Here is a 26595-nt window from a genome sequence, read left to right as displayed (position 1 = left end):
CCCGCTTCCAATCCTTGTGATTCACGACGTGGTGAACAGCCCGGTTTCTTCGTCAGCGAACCACGCTTGGCACCTGGTCATGTGAACGGCCCGGGCTCTGAGGCACTCCATCACCCCAAGATGACTCTGCGGCCCATTTGGCGCGGACTGCCCAGTCCCGGGTCATGAGCTCCAAGGTACAAGCAACCCGTTGGATTGCCCGAGGCCACGGAGCCGCCCGGAGGAATCCCGGGCTGGCCTTACTCCTCCGTTGCCTGTGGCCGTAGGCGAAGGAGCATTGCGGGCTGCTGTTTTATGCATGCATGTCAATCCGTACAGATTTCCGTGGAGATATCCGTAATGACCACGGATGCACAGAACCAGTGACGCAAACCACACTGAGAAGTCGGTGACGCAATCCACACTGACAGGGAAATGCTGCAGATCCAGGTGCCGAGCTTGTGCCTGGAACTCCCGTGGAAATTGAAGTACTCGCCGTCATGGGCATTGCTGCGTGACCAGCCCGTCCAGCTGAACGCCTACGCTGCGTGACCAGCCCGTTTAGCTGAACGCCTACTTATCCAGACCCTAACCAGACATGGTCTGAAGCCCTACCAGAAAAGGAACTGAACAGATGATAAGTGCAGGCTTGCTGCTCATCGGCGCAGTGCTCTTTGTTAACGGCATGGCCTTCCTGGGACACGCCGATCCTCGAAACTCAGCGATTATTAACATCTTTGTTGGCCTCTTGACGACGGCCATTCCCTTCTACCTCCTGACGACCGCCAAAGGACCTGATGACTTTCTCGGCGCCAGCCCCGTGTTTCTGTTCGGGCTTACCTACCTCTGGGCAGGGATTACCAACCTCACTCGAAATGACGCAACCGGATTTGGCTGGTACTGCATATGGGTAGCGGCCATCACCGTCGTCTTTGCCGCTGTGGCCCTTTTCCACTTCGGCGATCCCAAACAGGCCATTATCTGGCTCAACTGGGGTGTCCTCTGGGGACTCTTTTGGAGCGTGCTGGCTCGCGGCCGGGCAGATCACGGCCTGGCTGCAGGCGCGGCAGCAATTGTCATGTCCGTGTGGACGTGCACGGTTCCCGCCATCCTCACGATGCTTGGATTGTGGGCCGACCTGCCCGTGTGGCCGGTCATCGTTGCAACGGTGTTGACGCCCTTTGCCGTTCGCGCGCTCTTCAGGTTCTCGTCTTCTTCGTCGTTGGCTCAAGAGCCTCAAGCAACGATGGTCTCGTGACGGTCAACGCCTAAACAGCAGAACCGTGCCGGACCGCACGTGACCGTCCGTGACGGTTTGCCGTCGGGGAGAAGCCTGCCTGCGGGCCGGCTTCTCCCCGACGGCTCCCCCGGGTTGGAGCCCGCGGCGCGGTTTGCCCGCACCGCCGTGGGCTTCCCCAGGTCTTCCCTCATGACGGATGGCCTCCGACCCGGCGGCCCTCCCCTTAGCGGCCAATTACAGGGCAGGCCTGTCACCGGTTGCTGCCGGATGAAACCTCCGGCAGCTTTCCGCTTGCCGGAGGCCCGTTCGTAGAACCTGACGGTGAATCCCGGGTTGCGTGCGGACCTGGATTTTGTGGTCTGGCTGGCCTTTTCCCTGCCGGCCGGATACGGGGAGGGCTCGTAGTAACTCATCCGAGGTGGTTACGGTGGCGCGGTGCCTGCGCAAAGTGGCCGACCGGTTCCGGGGCTGCTCCGGTGCAGATCGTGGACAAGGCCGGCGGGAAATGCCGGTCGTGGAACACCTCGCGTCTGCCCGCACCGATGCCGGCCGGCTGTCCTGGTACGTGCCGGCCGGGACAGACCCAGCCCCGGCCGGGTGTCGCCGGACCATGGTGCGAGGCCCCGTTCCGGCACGGCGGTCGTGCAGTCCGGTGCCTCCCGGCTCCCGGTCAACGTTGCCCGGATGCCGACGCAAGGACGGCCGGACCGTGGACACGGTCACCATGCGCACCCGGGCCGCGGACCCGTCCCGGACCGACCAGCGCGCTGAACCCGCCCGGGACCCGGACAGGAACAGCCGTCAGTGGCGGGCGTATGGCTATACCGCAGGAAACTCGCGCTGCTGGGCCGGCAGATGCTGCACCGGCAGCACAACCGGGCGCTTCGACGAAGCAGGCTACGAACCGCGCCCTGGAGCCGGCAGGGCGGGAGGGGCCGCGTTACCAGCCTCCCGCCCGCCGCCCGGTTTTTCACCGGACCCGGGACGCAATCGGCGTGCACCTGACGATCGTGTCCCCCGCCCTGGCCGTGCCCGATACCTGCAGGAAAAATCAGGCGTCGGCCTGGAAAAACCCGTCCAGCTGCTCAAACCCATGCGCGCGGTCACGGCCAGCATCGGCGGACACGAATTCACCGCGCAGCCGCAAATCCCCGGCGAGGCCACAAAAGTCCTTCAAAAGCTGGAAATGCCCCGGTAACCAACCGCGTGGAACTCAGCAAGTAAGGTCATCGACGTGCGCTGCTCCATGGGCAACCGCAGCCGGGAGCTTCCGATCACACCGACCAGATCGTTGGCATCCAGGCCGATTGCCATCAAGCTCACGTCGCCTCATTGGTCATGAACGAGCGTTCTTCGTCTCCTCCACCGGAAACCCGGTGCCACCCATTCATGTCAACAGCATCCGGCGCCGAGGCGGGGTTGCCGCGAACCCTCGGGAAACTGAGGCGCTTACCTTCCGGGCAGAGGCCGATTCCGGTGACGGCTGCTGAGGTGATGCGATCGAGTCTGTCGGTCGGTTCCTGCGACCAATCACATTCGCCCAACCGGATTCAAACCTGTCGACGCGTGTTCGGTCAGCTCCGGCATAAAGGCGGCGGGCGTTTCGGGGTGGGCGTTCCACCAGGCAGCGCAGGCAGCCCGCCAGGTGTCCAGCTCGCTGCGGTCGCCGCAATAGCGGACAAGGCCGTTCTCGACCGTGGCGCTCGAGCGTCCGCACGTGTAGATTCCGTCGACGGAAGTTATCTGCGGATACGGCTTGTACAGATCGCCCAGGTTGGCCAGGAGGTAGCGCGGCCGCTCGGCTGTCCGGGCGGCCAGAACCGACTCCACGCTATCGACGCCGGTCAGCACCACGGCGGTGTCCATGCCGGCGTTGTTGCCGCCAAGAATGTCCGTGTCCAGACGGTCTCCGACAACAAGCGGAGTCTCCGCCCGCAGGCTCTGCGCCGCGGTCGTAAAGAGGGCGGCCTCGGGCTTACCGGCCACCAGCGGCGTCGCCCCAGTGGCTGTTTGGACAGCTGCCACCAGTGATCCGTTTCCCGGTGCTATCCCCTCGGCGCGGGGAATCGTCATGTCGGTATTGGTGGCTACCCAGAGTGCACCTGCTGCTATCGCGTACGATGCCTGAGCCAAATCCTGCCAGCTCAACGCAGGATCAAACCCCTGGATAACAGCGTCGGGCCGTTGGTCAGCGCTGTCCACGGGGACAAAGCCCAAGGCTTCGATCTCCTGAACCAATGTGCGGCTGCCGGTTACCAGGACCTTGGCCCCCGGCGCCACGTGCCGGGCCAGCAGGGCGGCGCCGGCCCGGGCGGAACCAAACACTTGGTCGGCCCGGGCCGGCGCACCCAGTTCCCGAAGATGGGCCGCAACCTGCTCGGAAGACCGGGACGCGTTGTTGGTGACGTAGCCCAGTTTGACGCCGGCAGCCGGCAACCTGTCGAGAGCCTCAGTCGCTCCTGCTATGGCCCCGGCGCCGGCGTAAACCACCCCGTCCAGGTCGCAAAGCAGGGCGTCGTAGCCATCTATCAACGTCGGTTCAGTCTTCGTCATGGAGCGCCTCATCATTTGCGCCCGCCCGCGAGCAGATGTGACGCCGGGTCGCGCCTCAGTAACCACATGGCAAGGCACCCAAATAGCGGACCCACGGCGAGCATCGAGAATCCGATCCCCCACCCCAAATGACTGACCACGAAGTCCATGGATTGGATCGTGACAAAGGTTACTGCGAAGCCCATGCAGATTTGGGTGGTTAGCATTGTGCCCACTGACTCTGCGGGTGACAGTTCTACGACGCATGCCGAGAACTGAGCAGAATCCGCAATGATCGATATGCCCCAAATCACGGCCACGACGAGTATGAGCAGAGGTGGCCCCCCGAAGAGCCATCCAACCGAAAGTGCGCATGCACCGCTGATTGCCATTGACGAAATGGTGACAACCGTGCGGCCATGTCGGTCGGCTAAACGCCCGCCGGCCAGTGCCCCCAGGGCGCCCGCGGCAATTACAAGGAATGTGGCTGCGGGTGCAAGCCCCGGTTGGTCAACTCCCCGGGCGTCCAAGGACGCCCGAAAGAAGATCCCGATCCACGCCCACATGGCATACAGTTCCCACATATGGCCCAGATATCCCAGGTTTGCCAAGCGGACTGGCCGTTTGACCAAAGCAGCTTTCAGCACGCGTGGGTCGAACTTTTGCGCCCGCGTAAACGCAGGCCCCAGCTTCACAAATCTAACCAGGCACGCCGCCGACAGAGCGGCGGCCGATGAGACTGCATAAACAAGTTTCCAGTTCCAAGCTTCGCCTATGGTGAAGAGATGGGGCAGAGCAGACCCAACTGTAAGTGCCCCAACCAGTAAGCCGACAAGTTTCCCCAAGTCATTGATGGCCCAGCTGGACACCATACGCATGCCCACGGGGTAAATCCCTGCCAAGGCTATTCCAGTAACGAACCTGAGAATCAGCGCTTCGTTTCCCACCGGAGACACCACAAGCAGGGCTGCCGTTGTGACCGCCGCCGCCGCTGCCGACGCTGCAAACAAATTCCTGGGGTCAAATCTGTCGGCCAAATTAAGAAAGGCGCTGAGCAGAGCGCCAACAACGAATCCGACCTGCAGCGCACTGGTCATCGCAGCCATCCGTGCACCGGAAATGGGTTCGAGGATCGCGATGCTCGGCAACGCCGCAGTCGAGGCGAACCAGACTGACAAGGTCAGGACCTGGCAAAGCAGGATCAGGCCAATTGATATTGATCTGGTCCGCTCTCGTGTAATCGGCGGTGATCCCTGTTTGAGTGTCATTTGGATCCTTAGTTATGTGACGGGAGACTTGCGCCTGGCGTTTTCAGATTCCGTGCGGGCGCTGAAACTGTTCGTCCATGAACTCGTGTCAGTGCGGTAGCTGCCGCATGCCGTTCCGGCGCATTGTTGTCTGCGGCCGGCTCTAATTCACGGACATCGAAGGCGGCGGCATGCATGGACCATCATTGGATATGCAACCGTCCCTTTTAAGGGGAGGATTTAGGCGGCCACCGGCTCATCGCCAGCCAGGGCGGATCCGGGTTTCGGATTACCTATCAGCACGCCAGCCCTGGTTATCGGCCTCTCCCCCTCGGGCGTCTCACCGGCCTGTACTGTCTGTAGCGGGTTCGACGGCCTTGAAGCGACGGCTTCCACGATCGGATCGAGCCATTCAACGCGGCCATCGAAGCGCGCGATCTTCGGCGGCTTGACCCACCTGTGCACCGAGTACCCGGGGCCAAGTGCCAACCGCCGGTGGTTGGTTTCGACCATATAGACGAAGTGGGCAGTGCATTGCGAACCATGGGACAACTCGATAGTCGGGCCGGATTGAATCGCGAGGATGTCACGAACGGTCAGACCGGTCCCTCGATGGAGCAGTTGGATGCATTGCAGCAATCCGTCATCCAGCGCGGAACAACTGTCAGCCTGGGTCGCTGATAGAAATTGCCACGGCATGCTCGCAGATGAACAATGCCCGGACTTCTTGAAGAGCCCCACTCGACCTCTCCAGGTGAGCAGAATATCGAGTTGCCTCATGCTCGTCTTCGAGTCGCCGACTTGCATCGATGGCTGGCCAGCAGGCTCAATGCGTCGGACTTGGTCAGACGCTATGGCTTGTGCGTTCATCTCATTGTTCTTGCTTGTAAGCGCTACCGGGGGTCCAAACGGCTAAATGCCGAACGATGGAACACCAGGGGCATGTGCGCATTATGGGCCTGGAATTCTTCAATCCGCAGCAGAATGAGAATGTGATCGCCGGCATCGACTTCGTTGTAGATCGAGCAGGTCAGCCAAAGGGGAGACCCGGCAATATAGAGGTCGTCCCGCTCGCCGGAAACGGTCTCTACTCCCTGGAAACGCTCGTCCGGATTGCGCGACGCGAGCTGACGACAGAGGGGGTTGTGGTCTTCACCCATAACCGACACACCGATGAGGGGGGCGTCCTTGATCTTGGGCCAGGTGGACGAGGATTTCTGAACGGAGAACAGAACGAGCGGCGGTTCTTCAGAGATTCCGACCGAGAATGACGAAGCGACGAGAACCTGCCGTTCGCCCTGGACCGTCGCCGACAGGGCTACCACGCCCGCGGGAAACTGAGAGAGGGCGTTCCGGAGGCGGCGAGTGTCCTCAGCAATTTGTGTAGTCATGGTTCTTCCTTTCAATGAGCTGGGCAAGGACGGGCCCCACGCAGCTAGCCGTTTATCCAGTGGCGGCCAACCAGCCTGTGGGGGTGCTATCAACGGTGCCGCCAAGCGCGGCAGTGTCGGTCGCAAAACAACTCAGGGCTGAACGAAGTTGACGGCTATCTGAGGTTGCGGGTGTTCGTAAGAACCTCCGGCAGTTTCAGATTCCGGATCTACAACGCTTCCCTCTCAGTGTGGGTTGCGTCACTGGCGCAGTGCATCCGTGGTCATCACGGATTTCTCCACGGGAGCCAGTACGGATTGACCTGCATGCGTACAGCCGCAGTTCTGCTGGACACCTCTTTTCCGATGCGATGCCGGGAGGGGCCGGCCTTTCGACGTTGTCGGCGTCATCCGTCCCTGCTCCTGGGAGGGAGGCGATGCTCATTCCGTTAGCGGACGGAGCGCATCTTCATCTCCACCGCGGCTTCTCTTCCAGCCTCCTCCGCATCCGGGCGGACGCAGGTCGGCGCTCGGTGAACTGCTCGATGGCCGAACGGGCGACAGCAGCGCTCACGACCATGTAAATGGGTTTCAGATCACGTTTGATCCCGCCGCAATCCCTTTTCGGGCCTGGCGGAAATTGCTGCGGACCGGATGGATGATGCATATCCGCAGCAGGGTCAGCGGCCCCGCGTTTCCCCCGACCTCGGGCAGGCCCTTGAGTCCGCCGCAGGCGCGGAAGAGGAGTCCCTTGGCCCGGCGGCCGGGGATGCCGGTGAGCCTTCATCCGGAACCTGGCGTCCTCACCGCCGGCCGTCGGACCCTTGGCATAGGGCGAAAGCACGGTCTCGCCGACCCCGTTCAGCCGGCGCCGGCGTTTCTTGACGATGACCGGGCGAACGAGCCGTCCCGGCCTGCTCCCCGCCGGGCAGCCGCCGGGCGGGTCGAGCGGGGTACACCGTTATTTATACAGTCCTTCCTTTGCCGCCGGCTGTGTCTGTTTGGCGGGCCACCACGCATGGAGTAGGGGTGGATCCCCGTAGTGAAATCAGTGTTGAGCACGGATGTCTGGCAGCGCCGGTTGAACATAGCTTTGTGGCACCGGTCACCGTCACGGTGACGCCGATTCCAACGGAGGTAGGCCATGTCGAGCTCAGTCGGTTTGCTGGTGAGACTTGAGGCGAAATCGGGCAAGGAGAAGGACCTGGCTGAGTTTCTAAAGGCTGCGCTGGACCTTGTTGCCGAGGAGCCTGACACATCCACCTGGTATGCCATCAGGATCAATGCTAATCAGTTCGGAATTTATGACACGTTTCCCCATGAGGAAGGCCGCAAGGCACACCTCGCCGGGAAGGTTGCCAAAGCCCTTGGAGCGAAGGCGGATGAGCTTCTCTCCTCCCCGCCGGAGATTCAGCCCGTGGAGGTCCTGGCCTTCAAGTAAATCTCCGGATTTTGAAATCGTTCTTCAGTGATATTTCCATTCAAAGTAGAAGGATGTAAGCATGACAAATCAGCAGAACGCCAAGAAGCGCATAATCCTGAATGCGTTCGACATGAACTGCGTGGGGCACCAGAACCCCGGGATGTGGTCGCATCCTGATGATCAAACCCACCGCTACAAGGACCTCGACTACTGGACCGACCTGGCAAAGCTCCTCGAGCGTGGGGGATTCGACTGCCTCTTTATTGCAGATGTCCTTGGCTTCTACGATGTTTATGGCGGATCACGTGACACCGCACTTCGCACCGCGGCCCAGGCCCCTGTCGGTGATCCGGCCATTCCCGTGTCGGCGATGGCGGCGGTCACGGAAAGGCTGGGCTTCGGGGTCACGAAGTCACTGACTTACGAACTTCCGTACTCTTTCGCCAAGACCATGACGACTCTGGACCACATCACCAAGGGCCGGGTCGCTTGGAATATCGTGACGTCTTACCAGGCTAGCGCGGCCCAGAACCTGGGGCTCGATGATCAGATCCCGCACGACGAGCGTTACAATGTGGCAGACGAGTTCATGGAGGTCTGCTACAAGCTTTGGGAAGGCTCGTGGGAAGACGACGCAGTGGTTATCGATAAGGAGAACCGCGTCTTCACGGATCCGTCCAAGGTCCATGACATCAAGCACGAGGGCAAGTACTACAAGGTTCCCGGGGCCCACCTCGGCCAGCCGAGTCCGCAGCGCACTCCCTTCCTGTTCCAGGCGGGCACTTCGAAGGCAGGCACGGCGTTCGCGGGGAAGCATGCCGAGGCTGTGTTCGTCATCGGCACGAGTCCCGAAGAGCTGCGGCCGACCGTGGACAAGGTTCGCCAGGCGGCCGCCGAGGCAGGCAGGGACCCCCGGAGCGTGAAGGTCATCGTGATGTTGACCCCGATCACGGCACCGACGGACGAGGAAGCTCAGCAAAAGCTTGAGGATTTCTACAAGTACGCCGACACCGACGCGGCACTGACCCTCTTCGGTGGGTGGACAGGTGTTGATCTGTCTTCAGCGCCGGCAGACCAGCCCCTGGAGAGTATGGAGAGTAATGCCATCCGGGCAATGATGGACATGCTGACCAGGGTTGACAGCGACGTCGTCTGGACCAAGGAGCGCCTTGCGAAGTGGCTGTGCATTGGCGGATTCAGCTCTTCGATCGTTGGATCGCCGACCACCATCGTCGACGAGATGGAACGGTGGATGGAGATTGCAGACGTTGACGGCTTCAACCTTGGCCGGGTTATTGCACCCGGGACGATGGAGGACTTCGTCGAGTTGGTTGTTCCCGAACTGCGCAAGCGAGGCCACGTCCCGCAGGATCCGGGCGCGGGCGGCGCCATGACGTTGCGTGAACGCCTCACAGGCGACTCCCGGCTCCCTGCGGAGCACATTGGCGCCAAGCTGGGCGCCGAAGTGGCGGGTTCCCGGGTCGGTTGAAACATCTGAGACCGACAAGCTACCGATGAGCTGAGTGGCGGCCACCGATTTGACGACCGGCGGCCGCCGCTCAGTCCAGGACCTGCTGTTCAACGACGCGGTTCGACATCTGCCGGCTCAGGAGAGGCGATTCCAGCTCCGGAGGAATCCGGCTCCAATCCAAACATGCCCAGGGCTCGCTAACGGAGTGAGTCCAAGCACGGGCCGGAATGCGCACGTCACAAAAGGCATGGCTTTGTTACCGACATCACATCGCTCGCTCCGCATGTAGTAAATTGATCCGATCAGATCGCGCTAGGCAAACAAACTACGCAGGAGACCGTTGAAGGCTTCCGGTTGATTGTGAAGTTGAGTTGCCGCACTCGGGGGTTCAGAGAGGAATCCATTCAATGCCGACAGACTATAGGCAATCGAAATCTGGATCTTTCCAGGACCGAGGTATCACCTCCAGGGAGTGGGAGGTGCTTCAGGCAGTTCTTAACCATCTGGCCAACGCCGAGATCGCTGCGCACTTAGGGATCAGCGTCCGCACGGTGGAGAGTCATGTCTCAAATCTCTTGACGAAGTTCGAAGTCTCTGACCGCTCGGGATTGGTGGCTGCCGTGCGGGCGCACGAGGACACCGGCCCCGTGCGCATTGAGGCTCCGCCTTCATTGCTACGCATGGCCAACGCGGGTGAGTTTGTGGGCCGTATTCCGGAGCTGCGGCAACTGCACAATGAGTGGGAGGAAGTAAAGGAAGGCGCACAGCGTCTTGTGCTGGTATCGGGCGATGCAGGCATCGGAAAGAGCAGGCTGGTTGCTGAGTTCGCACGGCAGATATCAGTCACTGACGACCCCTTGGTGCTGTATGGACGTTGCGATGAAGACGTCGCAGGCCCTTTTGAAGCAGTCGGCCACGCCCTGGCGCCCTATTTCCGTGCTTGTGATCCAAGTCGTTTAGCGGGGGAACTTGATGATCTGGCCGGAGAATTGGGCAGGATCATTCCAGGTTCCGGCATCCGCTTACCAAGGATTCCCGCTGATGCAATGCACTCAGATCCCAACGTTACCCGTTTGCGGCTGTTCGACGCCGTCACTCGCGTTCTCCGTCATGCATCGATGTCTTCTCCGTTGCTGCTCGTAGTTGATGATCTGCACTGGGCTCCAGAGCCAACACTCCAGTTGCTCAAGCACCTTGTGCAGGAGGAGGCGCTTGAGCGTACGCTAATAGTCTGCACTTTTCGCCCGGGAGATGACTCAGACGCCTTAATCGGCTTCCTGGGTCGGCTGCGCCGCGATGTAATGCCGGTTCAAATTCAATTGGGTGGATTGCATCGGCGCGAGGTAGCTCAGCTATTGGGTTCAGATCGTGGATCGACCCTGTCGCGAGATGGCATCTTCTCCGAAAGCCTGGCCTATGACATCTTCTCTGAAACACGGGGAAACCCACTGTATGCCGGAGAACTGATCCGTAGTCTGGGGGAAGGTAACGGCCCGAAATCAGCAGGCACTGTAGACGTGCCCCACGGAGTCAAGGACATCGTTGCTGCACGCGTTCGGCGACTCAAACAAGAGACACAGACCCTGTTGGCCATGGCCGCCGTATTGGGTCAGGAATTTGAACTAAGCGTGCTGCAACGACTTGCTGGGGTTGATGACCACACTCTCCTGGAAGGAGTGGAGGAAGCAACGCAGGCGAAGCTTTTGTATGACATCACGGGGATTTCTCCAGGCGCTGTGGAACGCTATGAATTTATGCACGCCGTCGTGCGTAGGGCAATAATTGAGAGCATATCACCGGCCCGGACGCGTCGAATACACGCCGCAGCTGCTGCTGCTCTGGAGCAGTCGTTTCCCCATGCTTTGGAAGAGCGGGCGGACGAGATCGCACGGCACCTGGTTCAAGCAGGTCCGATCACAGATCGCCAGAATATTGTGCGTTATCTTACGATGGCCGGCAGGGCTGCCCTGAATAGTTCCGCGGCAGAAGAGGCACTTCGCTTTCTGGATCAGGCCATGGAATTTGTGGATACGGCCCCGGCTGCCGACCGTGCGGAATTGTGGTTCCAGCGTGGCTTGGCGTTGCGTACGATAGGTCGCTGGCCGGATTCGGTAGCCTCGATGCGCAATGCCCTGAACATTTATGCGGAAGTCGGCGATCTTAATGCCATTTCCCGCACGAGTTGTGCGGCCAGTCACACCATGTTCTGGTCTTTCCGGATGCGCGAAGCCTGCGATTTCGCGCTTTATGGACTCAAGATGCTTGGCAGCTACGAGGGCGCAGAGCGGGGAAGGCTGCTTGGTGCGTTGTCTTTTGCCCGCGCTTGGAGCGGTGAGTATGACGCGAGTGTGGATAACATCCACGAAGAGTTGGAAATTGCGTCCCGGCTCGTGGATACGGAGCTTCGAGGCCATGGCCTGGCCATGCGGGCTATGCAGCTTCCCGCATTCCTTGAGCACTCGGAAGCGGTCTCGGCGGGATACGAGGCTTTGGAGCTACTACGCCACTCGGATGATGCCTGGACTTTGACAAGCATGCTGGGCTTCTTGAACTACACCCTTGTTGGGTTAGGTCGTCTGGATGATGCGCGCGCGGTAGGCGCAGAACTTGAGCCAATCGCGGTTCGTGTAGGCAACTACGCCGCCCTGCAACAGCACGTTCGCATGACGGCTATGATCGAGTTCTTTCAAGACGGAAGTCCGGCCGCCCTTGAGAAATTTGCGCGAAGGGACCTCGCATTCGCCGATGCCGTCGGGCTTGGATGGTCCGAGCATTCGTTTGCCTGGCTTGGGTTAGCCAAATTCCTCGCCGGGGAATGGGAGGAAGCCAAGCATGCATACTTAGCCGCCCTTGATGCAGAGACGAACACGGCCATGGTGGGATGGGGATGGTCAGCCCTGTTCGAGTTGCTCGCCTATATGGGTGACGCCCAGGCTGCAATGGCTTTGTTTGAGGAGCATCGAAACACCTTGCCGCAGCTGGATAAGGCCAATACATGCGGCTCCTGGGTGGCGGCGCTTACAGCCGTAGAAGGTTTGGCAGTTTTGGGAAAGCTGGAGCAGGCCGCCGAGTTGCTCCCTGCTATCGAACAATGTATTCAGCGTACCGGGGTCGTGTGTATTGAATTCCGAGCCGGCCGCCTCGTCAAGCGTTCAGCCGCAATTGCCGCTGCGGCCGCTGGTGATTGGATTCGCGCGGAACGGTACTTCCGTGAGGCTCGTCATGATGCCGAGAGCATGCCCCATGTCGTGGAGCATGCCCATACATTGAGATTTCACGGGAAAATGCTTCTTCAAACCGGTGAAGGATCATCGTCCGATCGGGCAAAGAAGTACCTGCAGGATGCGCGTGCGGCATACGTGAAACTCGCGATGCCTCGTCATGTTGCGATGTGTGATCTGGACCTGAAGCTGGCCCAGGTTGCGAGCTAAAGGCCGGTATCCGCTGACAACGGACTCTACAGCTTTCCAACTAATCTGATCTATGGGGAGTAGCTGCGGACGTCCTTTACTGAATGGCCAAGGCGCTTCTGAATCGCCGGAGGCGCAGACGCTGCACTGTTCGATGTGAGGTTCCAAGGAACCCGGACCCCGGAGGGATGTGACAGGAGTTCTTTATGTACAGCATCGCTAGTCAGGATTACGTCGTCGAGCTAACACTTAGTCATTTGTCTAGGAGTTTCAATTGAAAAAAGACCCAATGGAATGGAATTCTCCTTCGCGCACTTCGCCGTCAAGGCATCAGAACCACGGCTATTTCCAGATCACCGGTGTGGTTGGCCATGGAGACCAACGTGGGCGGCTGCTGGGCTTTCCCACGGCCAATATCGCTATACCGCACAGTGGCGTGCATAACGGCGTCTGGGCCGGCACGGTTCATCTCGGCCCTCAAAATCGCCGGTCGCTCTATGTTGCTGCGGTATCAATCGGCGAGCGGCCGACCTATTACGCTAGAGGCCAGAGCTTGCTGGAGGCGAACCTCTTGGACTACAGCGGCGACCTTTACGGGCAGACCGTTATGGTGACGCTGCACACCCTTATCCGTCCGCAACGCAAGTTCGCTGGTACGTCCGAGCTCGTGGACCAGATCCAGGACGACGTTGCTAGTGTTCGCAACTGGGCTGTGCAAGCAGGACTGGGCGGCTACCTCCGTGCAGAACAGGAGACCGATTACTTGCTTTCGAACCCGTCAGGTGCCGGGCGCCCTTAAAACGTTCCTGCCGGCGCCGGTCATGAGTGCCGGAAAAATCTTCACGCTGGTTATCGATGAGGCACGCAGCCGCTGCGCCGAGGCCGCCCGGGATTCCAGCAGGCGGGAGGGTGGGGTGTCGCCCGCCTTCTTCTGCGGCCGCCCTGTGCGCTCCCCCGTGAAAATCACCAGTGCGTATGCACCGGCGAAGGGCAGGACTGCCTCCCGGTACAGCTCCCCTATCGGGGAGAGCGGCGCGTGTCCGATACGGGCAATGGAATAAAGGAGCGGCCGCCGCAGCCCGGGCTCGGCCACCTTTGCGGAGGGAACGCATGCTGCAGGCCCAATCGTCCAGCCGGCGTACGGGATGATCCACGCAGCGGCGGCCTACCAAAACGGGTAGCTTAAACCACCCCAAATCAGCGTTTCCCCTACCCGCAAATGACAGGACGATGGATGTCAGCCCCACCTCTGGAGGTTGAGACCCTTTTTTGGAAAGGCAGCCCGATGCTACACACCTCAGATTCCTGTCTTGATACGTGGATGGGCCGGCAAGCCCTCGCCGAGGCCATGATTCCGGTGATTGGCCGGCTGTACCGCGAAAACAACGTGGTGACCAGCATCCATGGCCGGAGCCTGGTCAACAGGTCCACCATGGACATCCTCAAAGCGCACCGCTTCGCGCGCCGGGTCAGCAAGGAGGAATTGCGCCTGGAGGAGACTGCCCCGCTGCTGAACACTTTGGCCCAGCTGGAGCTCGGTGCGGCCACGATCGACATCGCGCGCCTGAACCAGAAGTTCAAGGAAGAGGGAAACGGGGCCACGCTGGAGGAATTCCTTCGTGCCGAGCTCGCCGGGGTCGTGGGCAAGCGCGGCGGCGACGACGGTACCAGCACCGACGTCGTGCTCTACGGCTTCGGCCGGATCGGCCGGCTGCTGGCCCGCCTCCTGATCGAAAAGGCCGGTGGCGGCCATGGCCTGCGCCTGCGCGCCATTGTCGTCCGCCGCGGATCCGACAACGACCTCTCCAAGCGCGCAAGCCTCCTGCGCCGCGACTCGGTTCACGGTTCTTTCGAAGGCACCATCCAGATCAACGAGGATGCCAACACCATCACGGCCAACGGTGTCCGGGTGCAGGTCATCTACTCGGACAACCCTGCCACCATCGACTACACGGCCTACGGCATCAGCAACGCCCTGGTAGTGGACAACACCGGCCGCTGGCGTGATGCGGAAGGCCTGTCCCGGCACCTGCAGAGCAAGGGTGTGGCACGGGTGCTGCTGACTGCTCCGGGCAAGGGCGACCTGAAGAACATCGTCCACGGCATCAACCACGGCACCATCAAAGACTCGGACCGGATCGTGTCCGCCGCGTCCTGCACCACGAATGCGATCACTCCGGTCCTGAAGGCCATCAACGACAGGTTCGGCGTGGTCCACGGCCACGTGGAAACTGTCCACTCGTTCACCAACGACCAGAACCTGATCGACAACTTCCACAAGGGTGACCGGCGCGGCCGCTCCGCCGCGCTGAACATGGTGATTACCGAGACCGGTGCCGCCAAGGCGGTGGCCAAGGCCCTGCCCGAACTGCTGGGCAAGCTCACCGGCAGTTCCATCCGGGTCCCCACCCCGGACGTTTCCCTGGCCATCCTGAACCTCAGCCTGGAAAACGGGACCACCAGGGACGAGGTCAACAACTACCTGCGGGAGATGTCGCTGCACTCGGACCTGCGCAAGCAGATCGACTACGTTGACTCACCCGAGGTGGTCTCCACCGACTTCGTCGGTTCCCGCCGCACGGGCATCGTGGACGGCTTCGCGACCGTTGCCACGGACAAGAACCTGGTCCTCTACGTCTGGTACGACAACGAGTTCGGTTACAGCTGCCAGGTGGTCCGCGTCATGGAAGAGATGGGCGGCGTGAAGCGGCCGTCCTTCCCCGCGGCGGGTGTCGTTGAGGAGGCGATGTCGGTGCTTGCCGCCTTGGGCTCGGCCTAGCATCCGTCCTCCTCCACCACTCGTGCAACAGGGCGGACGAATGGATGAAAGAAGGAGGAGGCGCAACCAGAATTTGTAACCGGTTTGTGTCGTACTCCACACCTCCCACCACACATCCAGGTGAGCTCAGCGTGGCGCTCTGCCTGTACACCTTCTCCCCAGGATTGAGCCGAAACATGAAAATTGGAATCCTCACCAGCGGTGGCGACTGCCCCGGACTGAACGCGGTCATCCGCGGCGCCGTCCTCAAAGGCATTGCCATCCACGGTCACGAATTCGTGGGTTTCCTTGACGGCTGGCGTGGCGTCGTCGAGGGCGACATCATCGACATCCCCCGCACCATGGTCCGGGGGATCGCCAAGCAGGGCGGCACCATTCTTGGCACTTCCCGCACCAACCCCTTTGACAACGGCGGCGGCCCCGAGGTCATCAAGGACCACATGGACCGGCTGGGCATTGACGCCATCATCGCGATCGGCGGTGAGGGAACCCTCGCCGCGGCCAAGCGCCTGACGGACGCAGGGCTGAAAATCGTGGGTGTTCCCAAGACCGTGGACAACGACCTTGATGCGACGGATTACACCTTCGGCTTCGACACCGCCGTGCAGATCGCCACGGAGGCCATCGACCGGCTGCGCACCACCGCAGAATCCCACCACCGGTGCATGATCGCCGAAGTAATGGGCCGGCACGTGGGCTGGATCGCACTGCACGCGGGCATGGCGACCGGTGCCCACGCCATCCTCATCCCGGAGCAGAAGGTCAGCATTGACCAGATCACCCAGTGGGTGAAGGAGGCCCACGCCCGCGGGCGTGCACCGCTGGTAGTGGTGGCCGAAGGGTTTGTTCCGGAGCACATGGAAACCCCGCACTCCGAGCGCGGCCTGGACACCTTTGGCCGTCCCCGGCTGGGCGGCATCGCGGACCAGTTGGCCCCGGAACTGGAAGCCCGCACCGGCATCGAAACCCGCGCCACCATCCTGGGCCACATCCAGCGCGGCGGCGTGCCGTCGGCCTTTGACCGGGTCCTGGCCACCCGCCTGGGCATGGCTGCCATCGATTCGGTGGTGGAGGGATTCTGGGGCACCATGGTGGCGCTGAAGGGAACGGACATCGAACACGTGGGCTTCCAGGAGGCCTTGGGCCAGCTGAAGGTTGTTCCGCAGAAACGCTACGACGAAGCCGCGCTCCTGTTCGGCTGAGTTCCCGGCTGGCCCGGTCCCGGGCCGGGCCAGCCGCCTCAGAGGTGTTTGAAGCTCGGTTGCCTGCTCCCCCGCTTACCTGGTCGCTGCGGGGAGGATACGGGGGAAGTCCTTACTTGGCTTGGGCCGCCGGCTCACCCAACCCCACTCTCCGAGTGTGTTTTGACCTTGTTGGGCGTGCGGACGGCGACTAAACCCAGTACGGAAATTGTGCGCGTTTTACCGACTACGAATTTGCGGTTTAAATTGCTCGGTGATCGGAAAATGGCGCCGTCATGGCGGAGCGCGTCGGAAGGTAAGCCCACGCTTCTGAGCACGGCCCGCGGCAGCGAAGACGCGGCGGACTGGCGCGAGGTTCCAGGGCCTCGCCCGCTTCCGCAGATCCCGCCCGGCAGGCGGCAGCGCGGGCTCGGGCCCGGCCAGGTTCTACGGAATCCGCCGGTTCCTAGAAGGTCTTGCCGGCTGAACCGAGCTGCTTGGTGGCCTCGACAACCCTGGCTGCCAGGCCGGCTTCAGCGGACGCGCCCCAGACACGGGGATCGTAGGTCTTCTTGTTGCCCACTTCGTCGTCGACCTTCAGCACGCCGTCGTAGTTGCGGAACATATGGTCCGCAATCCGGCGCGTGTAGGCGTACTGGGTGTCCGTGTCGATGTTCATCTTGATGGTGCCGTAGGAGACAGCGTCGGCGATTTCCCGGTCCGAAGAGCCGGAACCGCCGTGGAACACGAGGTCGAACGGGCTGTCCTTGCCGATCCGGGCACCCACCTGGGCCTGGATATCCTTGAGGATCTCCGGGCGAAGCTTCACGCCGCCGGGCTTGTATACGCCGTGGACATTGCCGAAGGTCAGTGCGGTGATGTAGCGGCCGTTCTCGCCGGCGCCCAATGCTTCAACCGTGGCCAAGGCGTCCTCGACGGTGGTGTAGAGCTTCTCGTTGATCTCGTTCTCGACGCCGTCCTCCTCGCCGCCCACGGTGCCGATTTCGACCTCAAGGATCATTTTGGCGGCGGCCGTGCGTTCCAGCAGCTCGCGGGCGATGCGCAGGTTTTCCTGCAGGGTCTCGGCGGAACCGTCCCACATGTGCGAGTTGAACAGGGGGTTGCGGCCGGCCTTGACCTCGGCCTCGGAGGCGGCCAGCAGGGGCAGGACGAAGCCGTCCAGCTTGTCCTTGGGACAGTGGTCCGTGTGCAGGGCGATATTGACGTTGTAGTTCTTGGCTACTTCGCGGGCGAAGGCGGCGAAGCCGAGGGAACCGGCAACCATGTCCTTGGTGGAGGCGCCGGACCAGTAGGCCGCGCCGCCGGTGGAGACCTGGACGATGCCGTCGGACTCGGCTTCGGCGAAGCCACGGAGGGTGGCATTCAGCGTCTGCGAGGATGTCACGTTCACGGCCGGAAACGCGAAGCTTCCCGCCTTCGCACGGTCGATCATCTCGGAGTAGATCTCCGGGGTTGCAATGGGCATGCTGACTCCTATGCTGGGTTTCGGCTATGTGCCCCTTCCTGCCGGCCGGGACCTTCTCCGACTTCCGTAAGGTTTTCAGCCGAACAGGAAGGCGGCTTCTTCATAGCGTTGAACGGGAACGAGCGTTTGCCTGCGGGCGGCTTCTGCGATGGTTACCGGGACGAGCCGGGTTCTCGCAGGGCGGCCATGCCGCCCGGTGCTCCTGCATGGCGAGGCCGACGGCTTGCCCTGCCGAGGCGCGATGCCGATACGCGGCCGCAGCCGCCGGGTACACCTCGTTACTCGACAACCTCCCCGGTGGCTTCATAGGTGGCGATCTTGCCGATGCGGCGTTCGTGGCGTTCGGCATTGGTGAACGGTTCTGCCAGGAATGCCTCGATCAGTTCGGTGGCTTCCCTCACGGTGTGCTGGCGCCCGCCCACTGCCACCACGTTGGCGTCGTTGTGTTGACGGGCCAGTTTGGCCGTGTCCAGGTTCCATACCAGGGCCGCGCGTACGCCTTTGACCTTGTTGGCGGCGATCTGCTCGCCGTTGCCCGAGCCGCCCAGCACTATCCCGAGGGCGTCCACGCCCGCGGCCTGGTCGGCCACGACGGCGGACGCGGCCTTGATGCAGAATGCGGGGTAGTCGTCCTCGGCGTCGTAGACGGCAGGACCGTGGTCCACCATCTCGTAGCCGCTGGCGGACAGTGCGGTGATGAGGTGGGAGCTGAGCTCCATGCCGGCGTGGTCGGTTGCGATGTGAACGCGCATGAGTGGTCCTTCAGGCTGGTTGGGGTGCGGTGTTGTTGGGGTGCGGTGTTGTTGGGGTGAAGGCGAGCCGGCCGTTCGCGCGCAGTGACTCGATGGCGTCTGCAGGCGACGGTTTGCCGTACACGGCCGATCCGGCCACGAAGACGTTGGCGCCTGCTTCCGCGGCGCGGGTGATGGTTTCCTCCGTGATGCCGCCGTCGACTTGGATGGCCACGTCCACCCCGGAACCCTCGACGGCGGCGCGGGCACGGCGGATCTTGGGCAGCATGACGTCCAGGAATGTCTGGCCGCCGAAGCCCGGCTCGACCGTCATGATCAACAGCATGTCCAGTTCGGAGAGCATGTCCAGGTACGGTTCCACCGGGGTGGCCGGGCGCAGTGCCATGCCCGCCTTGGCCCCGCGGGCGCGAAGTTCGCGGGCGAGCTTGATGGGGGCGTCGGAGGCCTCGACGTGGAATGTGACCGAGCTCAGGCCGGCGTCGGCGAACTGCGGGGCCCAACGGTCCGCGTTGGAAATCATCAGGTGGGCGTCCAGCGGCACGGGGCTGACCTTTTGCAGCCGTTCCACGACGGGCAGGCCGATGGTCAGATTCGGCACAAAGTGGTTGTCCATGACATCCACGTGCACGGCATCGGCATTGCTGACGCGGGCCAGCTCGGCCTCGAGGTTGACGAAGTCGGCCGAGAGGATGCTGGGGTTGATGCAGCATTTCAGGGGTGAAACGGGCATAGTGTCTGCCTTTCGGTAGCGGTGATCTTGGCAACCAGGGCGTGGAGACCCCGGAGGGTCTCCACGCGGCCGGCACGTATGGCGGATTCGGAGTCGGCATCGGGACCCCGCAGGGGCGCAAGTCCTTCGTGAAAATCCTGGTGGCGATACGGGCTACGACAAGTGCCGGGATGTGCTGCCCCGGTAGCGTGCTGCGCACCACCGCTGGCGTCGTAGCTGAGAGTGACCGGTGGGTTAGGACGCCGTCCGTGCGGTGCCGAGGGCGCTTTCGACGTCGGCGAGGAGTTCCTTCCAGCTGGTCACGAACTTCTCCAGGCCTTCGGATTCGAGGAGTGCGACGACCTCGTTGTAGGAGACGCCGAGGCCTTCGAGGGCGTTGAGCACGCCGTTTGCTTCCTCGTAGGTGCCGGTGATGGTGTCACCGGTGACGACGCCGTGGTCGAAGGTGGCGTCGAGGGTCATTTCGGGCATGGTGTTCACGACGCCGGCGGCGACGAGTCCGGTGACGTACAGGGTGTCCGGGTAGGCCGGGTCCTTCACGCCGGTGGAGGCCCACAGGGGACGCTGCGGGAGTGCGCCGGCTTCGGCCAGGGTTGCCCAGCGCCCGGTGGAGAACAGTTCCTCCCAGACCTGGTAGGCGAGGCGGGCATTGGCAACGCCTGCCTTGCCCTTGAGTGCCCTGGCTTCAGCGGTGCCGATGGCGTCGAGCCGCTTGTCGATCTCGGTGTCCACGCGGGAGACGAAGAATGAGGCCACCGAGTGGATCCTGGAGAGGTCGTGGCCGTTTTCCTTGGCCTGTTCCAGGCCGGCCTGGAAGGCGTTGATGACGGCCCGGTAGCGCTCCAGCGAGAAGATCAGGGTCACGTTCACGCTGATGCCCTCGGCGAGCACGGCGGTGATGGCCCCGAGGCCTTCAAGCGTTGCCGGGATCTTGATCAGGACGTTGTCCTTGTCGACCTTCTTGTAGAGGCGCCTGGCCTCAGCGATCGTGCCTTCGGTGTCCCAAGCCAGGCGCGGGTCGACCTCGATGGAGACACGGCCGTCGACGCCCTTGGTGGCGGCGGCCACCGGTGCGAACAGGTCGCAGGCGTCCGCGACGTCGGTGGTGGTGATCTCGAAGATGGTGTCCTCGACGCTGGCGCCCCGTGCGGCCAGTTCGGCGATCTTTGAAGCGTAGTCCGTGCCGGAGGTGATCGCGGCCTGGAAGATGGACGGGTTGGTGGTCACGCCGACGACGTTCTTTTCGTCGATGAGCCTCTGCAGGCTGCCGCTGGAGAGCCGTTCGCGGGAGAGGTCGTCCAGCCAGATGGACACACCGGCGTCGGAAAGCTGTGCGGTGGGTGTTGCGTTGGTCATAACTTCTGCTTCTTCCTTCGGAAATGATGGACAGTTGACACGCGGCCGGCGCCGGACGCCCGCCGGGCCGTCCCGCGGCGCCGGCCGCGTGCAGCTGAAGGGTTAGTTGCCGGCAGCGGCGAGGGAGTCCTTGGCGGCGGCAGCGACTGCTTCTGCGGTGATGCCGAACTCCTGGAACAGGCGCTTGTAGTCTGCCGAGGCGCCGAAGTGCTCAAGGCTGATGGAACGGCCGGCGTCGCCGACGAACTCCTTCCAGCCCAGGGCAAGGCCGGCCTCGACGGAAACGCGGGCCTTGACGGCGACGGGAAGCACGGACTCGCGGTAGGCGGCGTCCTGCTTGCTGAACCACTCAACGCACGGCATGGAGACGACGCGGGTGGCGATCCCTTCTGCCTGCAGGGCTTCGCGGGCCTGGACGGCAAGCTGGACCTCGGAGCCGGTGGCAATCAGGATGACGTCGGCAGGAACGGTGGCGCCGTTCCTGGATGCCTCGGCCAGCACGTAGCCGCCCTTGGCCACACCGGCGGGGGAAGCGAAGGTGTCACCCTCGGCTACGCCCTCGCCGCGGGCGAAGGTCGGAACGTTCTGACGGGTCAGCACGAGGCCTGCCGGGTTCTCATGGTTCTCCAGCATGGTCTTCCACGCGACGGCAACCTCGTTGGCATCGCCGGGACGAACAACGTCCAGGCCCGGGATCGCACGCAGGGTGGAGAGCTGCTCCACCGGCTGGTGGGTGGGTCCGTCCTCGCCCAGTCCGATGGAGTCGTGCGACCACACATAGATGGACGGGACGCCCATGAGGGCCGAGAGGCGGATGGCCGGACGCTGGTAGTCACTGAAGATCAGGAACGTGCCGGAGAACGCGCGGGTCCGCCCGTGCAGCGAGATGCCGTTCACGATCGACGCGGCGGCGTGCTCGCGGATGCCGAAGTGCAGGATCCGGCCGTACGGGTTGCCCTTCCACGTTTGGGTGGAGCGGGAGGCCGGGATGAACGAGGGCGACCCCTCGATGGTGGTGTTGTTGGACTCGGCAAGGTCGGCCGAACCGCCCCACAGTTCGGGCATGACCGGGCCGATCGCGTTCAGGACCTTGCCCGACGCGGCGCGGGTGGAGACGTCCTTCCCCGCTTCGAAGACCGGCAGGACGGCGTCGAGTTCGACCGGAAGCTTCCTGGCTTCGATCCGCTCCAACAAGGCAGCGCCCTCGGGGTTGGCCGACTGCCAGGCCTCGAACGAGGACTGCCATTCGCTACGCGCGGCGGCACCGCGTTCGACGACGGAGCGGGCGTGGGCCAGCACTTCCTGGTCCACGTGGAAGGACTTGGCCGGATCGAAGCCCAGGACCTCCTTCAGGGCCGCGACTTCCTCGGCGCCCAATGCCGACCCGTGGATCTTGCCGGTGTTCTGCTTCTTCGGCGAGGGGTAGCCGATGATGGTGCGCAGCGAGATGATGGACGGCCTGGAGGTCTCGGCCTGCGCAGCCAGGAGTGCGGAGTAGAGCTCGTGGACGTCTTCGACGTATTCGCCGGTCCTGGTCCAGTCCACGCGCTGGGTGTGCCAGCCGTAAGCCTCGTAGCGCTTCAGGACATCTTCGGTGAAGGCAATGTCGGTGTCGTCCTCGATGGAGATGTGGTTCTCATCGTAGATCACCACGAGGTTGCCCAATTCCTGGTGCCCGGCCAGGGAGGAAGCCTCGGCCGTGACGCCTTCCTGGATGTCACCGTCGGAAGCAATAACCCAGATGGTGTGGTCAAACGGGGACGTGCCAACGGCAGCATCGGGGTCAAACAGGCCGCGCATCCGGCGCTGGGAGTAAGCGAAACCAACCGACGACGCGAGCCCCTGGCCCAGCGGACCGGTGGTGATTTCCACCCCGGGGGTGTGCTTGTATTCCGGGTGGCCCGGCGTCAATGAACCCCATGTGCGGAGCGCCTCGAGGTCCTTGAGCTCCAGGCCGTAGCCGGAGAGGAACAGCTGGATGTAGAGGGTCAGCGACGAGTGGCCCGGCGACAGGATGAAACGGTCGCGTCCCAGCCAGTCCGGGTCGGCCGGGTCGTGGCGCATAAGCTTCTGGAAGAGAAGATACGCGGCCGGGGCCAGGCTCATGGCAGTGCCGGGGTGGCCGTTGCCGACCTTCTCCACCGCGTCGGCGGCCAAAACACGGATTGTGTCCACGGCGCGCTGGTCATCAGCCGTCCAGTTCAATGTTGCTGATTCAGGATTTGATACTGAACCTGAGGTGCTGAACAAGGTACGCGTCGCATTTGCTGTCGGATTCACGATTTATCCCCTTCAATTCGGTCATCGGCCTGTAGCGGCCGCACGGGTGCTTCTGGTTGATATCCATAATCCCGAACCAAACGGGTAGGGATAACACTGTTTTCTGACGGTTCTGACTACACTTTAGGATTGGGCGGAGAACAGATTTTCCGCATCCCCTTGAATTGCTCTTCGCTATGGGCGTGAGTTCCTGCTTTATTACAGGCACGAGCTATTGGAGCAGCCTCTCCAGGAGTGGTGCCCTTGGCTCCGCGCTGACCGCCGATAAGCCGCTGGCCGTGGACTCGTCCTCCTGCCGTCCGGCCTTCTGTCGATTAGCGTGTCCGGCCTTGTCGGTGCCTTAGCTCTTGCTAACGGATGCTGCCATATGGGTCAGGGACGAGAAAACGGACCGGAGCTGGTCAACGCCTGCTGCCCGGTCCGTGAGGTGCAGGCGCAGGACGGGGCGGCCGTGTTCTCTCAGTACCTGCGCGTCGCCGGCTGCCTGCGCAGCAATTAGTTCACCAAAGGTGAACCGGCGTCCGGGAATAGCAAGGTCCCGGCTCGAAACCGCCGTCACCTGCAGGAACACGCCGATCGCCGGGCCGCCCTTGTGGAACTGGCCGGTGGAGTGGAGGAACCGTGGTCCCCAGCCGAAAGTCACCGGCCGGCCGCTCGCCGCGGCGAGATCGTCCCGGATTCCTTCCAAGGGAGCGTAAGAGAGGCGGTCCAGGTAGGCCTGCACGCTCAGGTAGCCGTCTGCGCCCAGCCTGGCCAGAAGCGCCAGCACTGCGTCGGTGATCGTAGCGGCCGAACCGAGCCAGTCACCACCGCGAACTTCCACGACGCCGTCGGTGAAGGTCGGGGAAGTGAGCTCGGGGCGTGCGTCCAACAGCCCGCGGGCAGCCACTTTCGCGGCTTCAACGTCGGGCTGGTCAAAGGGGTTGATGCCCAGCAGGCGACCGGCTACAGCGGTGGCGAATTCCCACACCATCATCTGGCTGGCGAGGCCGCCGGCGATGGCAACTTCGTTCTCCCCCAATTCGACGTCGGCATCCGGGTCCACGAGCCGGACCACCAGCAGGTCTTCAGCGCCGGAGGTGACTTCCGGAGCATTTGGGCCGGCGACCACCGGCAGGACGCCCGAGCCGAGCTTGCCCGTGGATTCTGCGATAAGCTGCTCGGCCCAAGCAGGAAAGCCCGCCATGGCCGAGCCGTCCTCAACGATGACGACCTTGTTGCGCAACGGGCTGGTACGGCCGAAGGCAATGCCTAGGGCGAGACCGATGTTTTCGGCCGAATCCTTGTTGAGGATCCGGGCAGCTTCCTCGGCCTCGTCCAGGAATGCCTGGATATCGACGCCGGCCAGGCCGCATGGAACCAGGCCAAACGCGGTCAGTGCGGAAAACCGGCCACCGACGTTGGGGTCGGCGTTGAAGACCGCGCGGTAGCCTGCCTCCCGGGAAGCCAGGTCCAGGGGAGAGCCCGGATCAGTGACGGTGATTATGCGGCTCTTGGGATCGATGCCTGCGTCGCTAAACGCCTTCTCGAACACTCGGCGGTGGGAATCTGTCTCAACGGTGGAGCCGGACTTGGAGGAAACGACTATTGCCGTCTCCGCCAGCCGGACCGCCATGGCAGCGCTGACCTGTTCAGGATCAGTGCTGTCCAGCACTGCCAGCTCGACGCCGGCGGTGCCGGCAATGACCTCGGGAGCCAAGGAGGAGCCGCCCATGCCGCACAGGAGAATGCGGGAGACGCCTTCGGCGCGCAGCGCATCGCGAAGTTCCAGGATGTCCCCAACCAGCGGTTGGGACACGGCCGGGGCCTCCACCCAGCCGAGACGGATAGCCGACTCAGGCTCAGCGTCAGCGCCCCACAGCGTGTAATCCTTGGCGAAAATCCTCGTGGCGACCTTGTCGTCGACCAGGGTGGTGATGTGCTGGGCGATCGCGTGCTGTGCGGCACCGCTGGCAGCGTAGGTGAGTGTTCTCATCTTGGTTTTGAGCCCTCCCGAGCCGTCCCCTCGGGACGGTAATTACCGACGTGATGGCGAAGGTCGGGGCACTTGTGCTGAACGGTGCCCGTACCCCAGGCGATTACCGGGTTTGCTCCCGAAATAGGTCCCGGTCTTGGAATAGTCCGCCGCATTCACTCTTCCACCGGCAAGGGATAGGGAAAACTCCTCCATGAGGCAGTGGCAACCACACTTTTGGGTGGTAGTTCAGGGCCGGGGTTGGAATCCGGCGGTTACCGGCCCACGACGCCCTCGCCGGGCTGTACGGTGATGAACCAATAAGGTTTGAGGCGACGTGTATAACGATAAGGACCAAGTTTGGCTTAGGACTCCGCGACTGAGACTGTCCTGGCCAAGAGAGGACTCACGATGACTGAGGTTGCCCGCAGGCCCGGCGTGCCGGCGCCTGACACCTTCAGCCGCGGTTACCGCGGCCCGTGTCCGGCGGGGAGTTCGCCGCGTCCACGCCGTGCCCGCATCGTCCTGGGTGCCGATGCCGGCCCGCCCAGTGAAGCGGGGTGAACGATGACCGCTCGTTTTTGGTCCTCGATCCCCCGCACGTCTCACGACGTGCGGCTGGTGGTCTCCGATATGGACGGCACGCTGCTGGCCGGTGACGGTGCCGTTCCTGCGACGTTCTGGCCGCTGCTGGAGCGGATGAGCGCCCGCGGCATCACGTTCGTGCCCGCCAGCGGCCGCCAGTACGCCACCCTGGCCCGGATGTTCGCCCAAGCGCCGGCAGGAATCCCCTTCATCGCCGAGAACGGCAGCCTCGTTGTCCGCGACGGGGCCGTGCTCTCGGCCATCTGCCTTGATGCGCCCACCGTCAGAGACGTCATCCACAAGGTCCGGCACGCCACGGAATCGACCCGCGATCTCGGTCTGGTCGTCTGCGGCCGCCGCAGCGCCTACATCGAGCGGCGCGACACGGAATTCATCGCCGAGGCGGAACACTACTACGCCCGGCTCACCGCGGTCGAGGACCTGGCCACGGTCACCGATGATGTCCTCAAGCTCGCGATCTACGACTTCGCCGACGCCGAGTCCAGCGCGAAAAGCATCTTCGCTCCGCTGGCAGCCAGCCATCAGATGGCCGTCTCCGGTAGGCACTGGATCGACATCATGGCCCCGGGTGCCACCAAGGGACGCGCCGTGCAGGAGCTCCAGCAGGCCCTGGGCGTAACGGCCGCGCAAACGGCCGTGTTCGGCGACTACCTGAACGACCTCGAAATGCTCGACCACGCCGACCTGTCGTTCGCCATGGGCAACGCCCACCCGCTCGTGCGTTCCCGTGCCCGCTACCTCGCACCAACCAACGAGGAACACGGCGTCGTGACCGCCCTGTCCCACTTGCTCAGCTAAC

General features: G+C 62.8%; 19 protein-coding genes. 8 read left to right on the top strand and 11 right to left on the bottom strand.

Translation table 11 applies throughout. The annotated features are described in order from the left end of the window. Positions 1-613: 613 nt before the first annotated feature. A complete protein-coding gene (locus tag ACFQ36_RS00465; protein ID WP_377009473.1) occupies positions 614-1237 on the top strand; it encodes an AmiS/UreI family transporter in 624 nt (207 codons plus the stop codon). 1155 nt (positions 1238-2392) lie between these two features. Here the strand turns inward: ACFQ36_RS00465 and ACFQ36_RS00460 are convergent. From ACFQ36_RS00460 to ACFQ36_RS00440, 5 genes are all read right to left on the bottom strand, one after another. Then, positions 2393-2542 (bottom strand): hypothetical protein, encoded by a 150-nt coding sequence (locus tag ACFQ36_RS00460; RefSeq protein WP_377009471.1) that lies wholly within the window; start codon positions 2540-2542, stop codon positions 2393-2395. Positions 2543-2749: 207 nt separating this feature from the next. Further along, positions 2750-3772, bottom strand: coding sequence for an HAD-IIA family hydrolase (locus ACFQ36_RS00455; RefSeq protein ID WP_377009469.1), 1023 nt, complete (start codon positions 3770-3772; stop codon positions 2750-2752). 11 nt (positions 3773-3783) lie between these two features. Further along, positions 3784-5019 carry an MFS transporter gene (locus ACFQ36_RS00450; RefSeq protein WP_377009467.1) on the bottom strand — a complete coding sequence of 412 codons (1236 nt, stop codon included), beginning with the start codon at positions 5017-5019 and terminating at the stop codon, positions 3784-3786. Positions 5020-5238: 219 nt separating this feature from the next. Further along, a complete protein-coding gene (locus ACFQ36_RS00445; RefSeq protein WP_377009465.1) occupies positions 5239-5778 on the bottom strand; it encodes a hypothetical protein in 540 nt (179 codons plus the stop codon). A 113-nt stretch (positions 5779-5891) separates the two neighbouring features. Beyond that, the gene (locus tag ACFQ36_RS00440; RefSeq protein WP_377009463.1) at positions 5892-6389 is read right to left on the bottom strand and encodes a flavin reductase family protein; all 498 of its coding nucleotides are present in this window, start codon (positions 6387-6389) and stop codon (positions 5892-5894) included. A 1123-nt stretch (positions 6390-7512) separates the two neighbouring features. Between ACFQ36_RS00440 and ACFQ36_RS00435 the strand changes: the two genes are divergently transcribed. The 6 genes from ACFQ36_RS00435 to ACFQ36_RS00410 all read left to right on the top strand — a co-directional run bounded on the left by ACFQ36_RS00435 (position 7513) and on the right by ACFQ36_RS00410 (position 16653). Next, positions 7513-7809: a putative quinol monooxygenase gene (locus tag ACFQ36_RS00435; RefSeq protein ID WP_377009461.1), complete on the top strand. Its 297-nt coding sequence runs from the start codon at positions 7513-7515 to the stop codon at positions 7807-7809. 61 nt (positions 7810-7870) lie between these two features. Next, a complete protein-coding gene (locus ACFQ36_RS00430; protein WP_377009459.1) occupies positions 7871-9280 on the top strand; it encodes an LLM class flavin-dependent oxidoreductase in 1410 nt (469 codons plus the stop codon). Positions 9281-9669: 389 nt separating this feature from the next. Beyond that, positions 9670-12693 carry an ATP-binding protein gene (locus tag ACFQ36_RS00425; RefSeq protein WP_377009457.1) on the top strand — a complete coding sequence of 1008 codons (3024 nt, stop codon included), beginning with the start codon at positions 9670-9672 and terminating at the stop codon, positions 12691-12693. A 253-nt stretch (positions 12694-12946) separates the two neighbouring features. Then, positions 12947-13471: a riboflavin kinase gene (locus tag ACFQ36_RS00420; RefSeq protein WP_377009455.1), complete on the top strand. Its 525-nt coding sequence runs from the start codon at positions 12947-12949 to the stop codon at positions 13469-13471. A 486-nt stretch (positions 13472-13957) separates the two neighbouring features. Further along, the gene (locus tag ACFQ36_RS00415; protein ID WP_377009453.1) at positions 13958-15451 is read left to right on the top strand and encodes a glyceraldehyde-3-phosphate dehydrogenase; all 1494 of its coding nucleotides are present in this window, start codon (positions 13958-13960) and stop codon (positions 15449-15451) included. A gap of 176 nt (positions 15452-15627) precedes the next feature. Then, positions 15628-16653 (top strand): 6-phosphofructokinase, encoded by a 1026-nt coding sequence (locus ACFQ36_RS00410; RefSeq protein WP_377009451.1) that lies wholly within the window; start codon positions 15628-15630, stop codon positions 16651-16653. A 445-nt stretch (positions 16654-17098) separates the two neighbouring features. Here ACFQ36_RS00410 and fbaA read toward each other — a convergent pair whose 3' ends face one another. The 6 genes from fbaA to ACFQ36_RS00380 form a co-directional block, all read right to left on the bottom strand. Continuing rightward, entirely contained in the window at positions 17099-18118 is a 1020-nt protein-coding gene (fbaA, locus tag ACFQ36_RS00405; RefSeq protein ID WP_377009449.1) for a class II fructose-bisphosphate aldolase, read from the bottom strand. A gap of 278 nt (positions 18119-18396) precedes the next feature. Next, the gene (locus tag ACFQ36_RS00400; RefSeq protein WP_377009447.1) at positions 18397-18870 is read right to left on the bottom strand and encodes a ribose-5-phosphate isomerase; all 474 of its coding nucleotides are present in this window, start codon (positions 18868-18870) and stop codon (positions 18397-18399) included. Positions 18871-18880: 10 nt separating this feature from the next. Then, positions 18881-19600 (bottom strand): ribulose-phosphate 3-epimerase, encoded by a 720-nt coding sequence (rpe, locus tag ACFQ36_RS00395; protein ID WP_377009445.1) that lies wholly within the window; start codon positions 19598-19600, stop codon positions 18881-18883. Between the two features lie 234 nt (positions 19601-19834). Next, the gene (gene tal, locus ACFQ36_RS00390; protein ID WP_377009443.1) at positions 19835-20956 is read right to left on the bottom strand and encodes a transaldolase; all 1122 of its coding nucleotides are present in this window, start codon (positions 20954-20956) and stop codon (positions 19835-19837) included. A 102-nt stretch (positions 20957-21058) separates the two neighbouring features. Continuing rightward, entirely contained in the window at positions 21059-23206 is a 2148-nt protein-coding gene (tkt, locus tag ACFQ36_RS00385) for a transketolase (RefSeq protein WP_377009489.1), read from the bottom strand. Positions 23207-23576: 370 nt separating this feature from the next. Then, positions 23577-25211, bottom strand: a complete 1635-nt coding sequence (locus ACFQ36_RS00380) for a glucose-6-phosphate isomerase (RefSeq protein WP_377009441.1) — start codon at positions 25209-25211, stop codon at positions 23577-23579. Positions 25212-25757: 546 nt separating this feature from the next. Here ACFQ36_RS00380 and ACFQ36_RS00375 point away from each other — a divergent pair. After that, a complete protein-coding gene (locus tag ACFQ36_RS00375) occupies positions 25758-26594 on the top strand; it encodes an HAD family hydrolase (protein ID WP_377009439.1) in 837 nt (278 codons plus the stop codon). Position 26595: the final 1 nt, after the last annotated feature.

The organism is Arthrobacter sp. GCM10027362 (assembly GCF_042679445.1).
GTDB lineage: Bacteria > Actinomycetota > Actinomycetes > Actinomycetales > Micrococcaceae > Crystallibacter.
The sequence above is the reverse complement of the archived record's forward strand: the minus strand, read 5'-3'. Positions and strand labels throughout refer to the sequence as shown.